Source organism: Roseivirga sp. UBA1976, from assembly GCF_002336325.1.
Classification (GTDB): Bacteria; Bacteroidota; Bacteroidia; order Cytophagales; family Cyclobacteriaceae; genus Roseivirga; species Roseivirga thermotolerans.
In genome coordinates this window covers 9,005-13,743 of the sequence record NZ_DDDQ01000038.1, presented here as the reverse complement: position 1 = coordinate 13,743, position 4,739 = coordinate 9,005, and the positions used below count along the sequence as shown (strand labels likewise).

Annotated in this window: 7 protein-coding genes; 2 read left to right on the top strand and 5 right to left on the bottom strand. The window is 47.1% G+C overall.

The window, feature by feature from the left end; translation table 11 throughout:
- Positions 1-618: hypothetical protein (locus B3763_RS03560; protein ID WP_286743769.1), on the top strand; the 618-nt coding region annotated here is incomplete at its 5' end.
- Between the two features lie 709 nt (positions 619-1,327).
- Here the strand turns inward: B3763_RS03560 and B3763_RS03555 are convergent.
- The gene (locus tag B3763_RS03555; protein ID WP_286743766.1) at positions 1,328-1,501 is read right to left on the bottom strand and encodes a hypothetical protein; all 174 of its coding nucleotides are present in this window, start codon (positions 1,499-1,501) and stop codon (positions 1,328-1,330) included.
- A 313-nt stretch (positions 1,502-1,814) separates the two neighbouring features.
- Here B3763_RS03555 and B3763_RS03550 point away from each other — a divergent pair, with 313 nt between their 5' ends.
- Positions 1,815-2,237 (top strand): DUF6943 family protein, encoded by a 423-nt coding sequence (locus B3763_RS03550; RefSeq protein WP_219956375.1) that lies wholly within the window; start codon positions 1,815-1,817, stop codon positions 2,235-2,237.
- Between the two features lie 266 nt (positions 2,238-2,503).
- Here B3763_RS03550 and B3763_RS03545 read toward each other — a convergent pair whose 3' ends face one another.
- From B3763_RS03545 to B3763_RS03530, 4 genes are all read right to left on the bottom strand, one after another.
- The gene (locus B3763_RS03545) at positions 2,504-2,734 is read right to left on the bottom strand and encodes a hypothetical protein (protein WP_084121500.1); all 231 of its coding nucleotides are present in this window, start codon (positions 2,732-2,734) and stop codon (positions 2,504-2,506) included.
- Positions 2,731-3,138 (bottom strand): DUF5675 family protein, encoded by a 408-nt coding sequence (locus B3763_RS03540; RefSeq protein ID WP_106566052.1) that lies wholly within the window; start codon positions 3,136-3,138, stop codon positions 2,731-2,733. The genes B3763_RS03545 and B3763_RS03540 overlap by 4 nt, the downstream gene beginning before the upstream one ends.
- A gap of 11 nt (positions 3,139-3,149) precedes the next feature.
- Complete coding sequence (locus tag B3763_RS03535) at positions 3,150-3,923, bottom strand: hypothetical protein (protein ID WP_106565249.1); 774 nt, start codon at positions 3,921-3,923, stop codon at positions 3,150-3,152.
- A gap of 580 nt (positions 3,924-4,503) precedes the next feature.
- Positions 4,504-4,739, bottom strand: a 236-nt coding sequence (locus tag B3763_RS03530; protein ID WP_286743751.1) for a hypothetical protein, incomplete at its 5' end; no start/stop codon positions are given.

Here is a 4,739-nt window from a genome sequence, read left to right as displayed (position 1 = left end):
ATAAAAGGTATTCAATACGCCTATGCTTATAACGATGAGAGTGATATTACCTGGATTGACTTATTGAACAATTTGAAAAGGTTTAAGGATATTCGTCATTCAAACATGACTCATGAAGAGTTGATCGAGCACGCCCAAAGTGATTACAACGAATCCAGAACAGTTTCAAAGTTTGGCTCTCTTTATTTTACTACCACCGGCCAGCACAGAATGACTTTGTGCAAATTTCTCGATTTGGAAAAAGTTACAGTCCAGATTAACGAGTATACCTTTGATCAAGAAAAATTTAATGCCTATCAGGCTAGAAAGAAATTTGTAAAACAGCTGTTAGATAGAGGTCTAATTTCTGAGAAATTATCAGAATCAGAAATAATGAGTTTTGAACACGCCATAAGCCTGAATATCCATGGAGTTTTCATCATGATGGGAGACCAAGTATTTGATGGGCTTATAAACCTTTACGATGGCCTTGGCACGAACAAAGTATTAATCACTTTTGAATCCTTGATTTATGGTAAGCCTTCTACTTTCAATAATGATGTCAGAAGCCAATCTGATTTACTTCAATTCAAGTACTTTTTAAGAAAGTGTAAAGCGGAATTACTGAGTGATGTCTAACATACATCATGATCTCCTTCAAAGAGAAGCGAATTAAGGTCAATCCCTTACTGAAGATAGTCCCTCCCCACACTCCTGTGCCTCCAGCCTGCTCATTCCGCTGCGCTGCACTCACAAGCTTCCAGCACCGCACAGCAAGAGTAGCCCGCTATTGCATTCCGCTTCGCTCCATTCCATACCGTGCCACACTTGCTTTTTTCCAACCCTGACCCCACGCAGGAAAAGCGGTGTTCGTCTTCCGCCCTCGGCATAGCATCATGCCAGGCCACCACAGCCTATTTTTTGAAAGGGTCTATTTTCTTAAGGTCAAAAAATAAGCTGTGTTGCCTTACAGGTCTCCGCTGAAGCTCCGAGCCTGTCATGCTGCTTGCATCTCGGTTGTCATCCTCACGGCAGCCTACTCTGTCTTTTTAGCCCTGCCAGTCGTCCCTTTGTGGCATAGCTAAAAATCCACCGGCTGCCAGTGTTTTTGCTCGCCTGCGGGTCGCTGCGGGCTGCGGGACTGTCATGCTTTTTGCAACAACCCAACGGTATCCTTGCACACAGGCAATAGCTTATACCTTTCCCGATGCTCAAAGCAAAAAATCACGCCAGCCCTTGTGTAGTTCCGTTTCATTCCGGGCTTTTGTGGAGGATAAAATTACAAAAGCCCTGCATTTCACTTCACACATAGCAAGCCCCCGCAGTTCGTACCTCACTGCTTTCCGGTCTAGCCCCCTTGCTCCACTCGCAGGCGGCTCGCAAGCCTCCGATCGTTCCTCTCTACGGCTGGCTTGGCCGTTCGTCCATTACGCTGCGCTCCACAGCCTCCGTCCAGCCGTTTTAGCTCAAGGCTGTTTTTTCCTGCGTGGGGTTCCTGCCGCACTATCGTTCCAAACCACATTCTCGTTTGCAGTTGAATGTTATCCGTGATTTCTTTTGAATCGAAGTGACCTCTCCGGAAAGAAAACAAAACAAAGAGTGCAGCTAAGTTAGGCGGGCCCCACAAGGCCAACCCTAATCAGGACCGTCAAGGTCAAGCCCTACGGGTTTTTGAAAAAATCTCCACCCTACGGGTAGTATTTTTCCAAAAAACCTTGACTGCCCTGTCCATGCCCACCTGGCAAAAGGCTTTCTCTTTTCTTTTTTTCCCTTTTTTCTTTTCTCTTTTGAAATGTGTGCGAAGCGGAGCGAGCAAAACTTTAAATGCTCATATTATGCACACTTTTCAGATCAAAACTTATCGAAAAAACTCCACCAGCTCTAAGCCTCATTTCTTCATTCTTTCCAAAGGACTGAATGCGGGAAAGCCGCTCGAAACCCCTTGTCCCAATTGCTTCACCATCAACACAGAATCGGAGGAGGCACGGAACTTTTATTTCTGGCTCTCTTACGGTCTTTGGCAGGCACGGGCGTTCACGCCATACCTGACCGGTTCTGTTGTCCCATTCATCAGGATAGGTGATGCCAGGACAGTATTGCTGGCAGGGCAGGAAAAGGCTTTGAAAGACCGTAGGAAGTACCTGAAGTCCTTAGCTCTCCTTCAGGACTTTGAGAAGAAAGCCAAGATTCTCCAAAAGCAGGTGGAGCTTGTGAAGCAGGTAAAGAGAGCCATCATGTTTCAGATACTCCTGAAATGAAAAAAGGCCCCATGAGGAGGCCTTTTCAGTGAGAGGAACACAAACTTTCCCGACTTTGCGGGAATCACATCCCCTTCGGAGGTGGATGTTTTCTTTTGAACCGTTGGAATAGCACCTTTAGCAGAATGGACACGGTAAAGCTCACTACCGCTCCAACAGCAGCTAATACACAGGTGTGGAGGATATCCCCGGAGCTGATATTCACCAGGACACTCAGCAACGTGCCTCCGGCAGTTCCTGCCTTCGTGCCTCCTCCACTTACCAGGTTAGCCATCTTTCCTGTCCGCTTTTGCACCATCCTCTACAGTCACCTGACTGACTGCAGTCAGTACCGTCCCACCTACGGTGAGATAGCCGCCCAGGGCAACTATTCCGGCCGGTAAACTGATTGGTGCTGCCAACAGAGCGCCACCAGCTGCCGCTAGTGCCAAACCCACGTTTCGGAGCACTTTGAAAAACTTGGGTGTTGGGGCTTTCGCCCTTTCTATGATCGTCATACGCTTTTTGCTTTTTGAATATTGAGAAATACATTTTCGCCTCTTTCCATGGCCTCAAACACAAGTGTTTTCAGCCTGGAATCGGCAGTTTTGGAATCCGTCCCTTTACCTGGACCGATGACCTTTGAAACCGGGGCTATACAGCCCTTCAGTTCCTTCAGGGCGTCATTGGCAGGGTGAAAAAGGATGCCGCTTCTATTGGGTACATTTTTTACCAGCAAATGCCAGCCCCGTTTATCGGTGTATCGCTTTACAAGCTCATACCTCCCTTCCGGGATGCTCGATACCATCCGCTGGTTTTCCCTCCAGGGAAGCTCGATGGTGGAGCAGACCAGCTGCTCACCATCACAGAGCTTTCCGTTGGTTCCCTCCGGATAATAGCTTCTTGTGAGAATCAATTCCATCCGAACCAAAATTAGGTTTGCTGAACTGCAGGAGCACCATCAATAGCCACCAACGCCAGGGCGTTGTAGGAGCCGTTTTTTAGTGGGTAGAAGCTACCGTTCACTTCCTGATAGAACTCCACACCAAAAACCAGCATTAGTGCCTTGGTACTGTTTGCAGGCAAACCATTGGACAGGTTCACCGCAGCTTCCGCCTGTGGCCCGATTTCAATCTCTCCACTTTCAGAAGCAACCAGGGTGAAGTCATCGGCCTCAAAATCAATCTCCACCGCAGCAGATACAAATTTCAGGTGCGTAGCACCTTGAGGCGCAGCAATGGTATTTTGGGGAACAAAGCCCGGCACATTGACTACAGCTTCACCAGTAGCTCTGTCAATACTTGCGTCAAATGGCGCATATATTGTAGCTCCCAGACGGCCATTTGCATTGAATTCAAAGCCCTGCAAAAGCTCCAGCTCACCATCGAGAACGTTCCGTTCTCCACGGGCACTGGTTGCATCCGCTTTGATCACCTTCACCATTTCTTTGGTCAGTCTGGAGGTCAACCGACTGTCAGAGGTACGCAGAAGTAGCGGCCTAAAGGCCGTTCTCAAAGTCCGTCCGGCTGCACCGGCACGGCCAAACTCAGCACCGTTTTCACGGGTACGCTGAAAAGCCGGATCATTCTGGATCCGGTCTTTGTCCACCCCACCCTTTTCCCGGGCCAGGTAGCCATCTTTCGTTTTGTAAAAGGACATGTCACCGACTTTGCCCTTCAACTTGATAATCCCAGCTTGTCTTGCCATATCATTTGAATTTTGATTTGTTGCTTCGTTGCAACTCTTCGAAAATCCGATAATTACGAAGGGCAGACAAAAAACAGGTTCCGGTTAGGAACATTGAATACCGTTTATTCCGAATGGTTCAAAATGAACTGCCAATGGCATTCCGTATATTTACAGTACACCAAAAGCATACATGAAGTATAGATAAAGTATGATCGAAACCAAACGAGCCTGTATTTATCCAAAAGACGTGCAGCGGATCACTGGCAAGAGTGAACGATACGGCAGGAAGCTCCTTAACAGGATTAGGGAGGAGCTTGCTAAAGAGTCACACCAGTTCGTGAGCGTAAACGAATTTTGCGAATTCACTGGCCTTGCACCGTCCATTGTAGAGCGCTACATCACCGATTGACCTTGCCAGATGAAGGCAGTCAAACGGCACTAAAATCTATCGCCAGTTACCAATAAAATTTAGCACTTTTTGCCACGATTTGAACCCAAAAAGCGGGCTTTTTTGTATATTTACAAAGGTTTCGGAGTTCACCAAATGCACTCAAACCAGTTCGAATAAATTGAGAACTGAACGGTGAACCCGCTGAAATTACGTTTTGTAACTTACTGATACATAAAGATTTGCACGGGGTGGTTGTAATCCTGCCACCCCGACAAAAAGCCAACCAAACCGGTTGGTTTTTTTATTGAAATATGGGCTGAATAATTGTTTGCAACCTATTGAATTATCAGTTGATCGTTTATATTTGCAAACCTTTAGCAAGACAACCACTACGGAGAGGTGGGTGAGTGGCTGAAACCAGCAGTTTGCTAAACTGTCGTACG

What these genes read in the sequence shown, in the direction of transcription:
- B3763_RS03555 (WP_286743766.1), bottom strand. Translation starts at nt 1,501, where the DNA reads ATGTGGTTTGGAACGATAGTGCGGCAGGAACCCCACGCAGGAAAAAAC.
- B3763_RS03550 (WP_219956375.1), top strand. Translation starts at nt 1,815, where the DNA reads ATGCACACTTTTCAGATCAAAACTTATCGAAAAAACTCCACCAGCTCT.
- B3763_RS03545 (WP_084121500.1), bottom strand. Translation starts at nt 2,734, where the DNA reads ATGACGATCATAGAAAGGGCGAAAGCCCCAACACCCAAGTTTTTCAAA.
- B3763_RS03540 (WP_106566052.1), bottom strand. Translation starts at nt 3,138, where the DNA reads ATGGAATTGATTCTCACAAGAAGCTATTATCCGGAGGGAACCAACGGA.
- B3763_RS03535 (WP_106565249.1), bottom strand. Translation starts at nt 3,923, where the DNA reads ATGGCAAGACAAGCTGGGATTATCAAGTTGAAGGGCAAAGTCGGTGAC.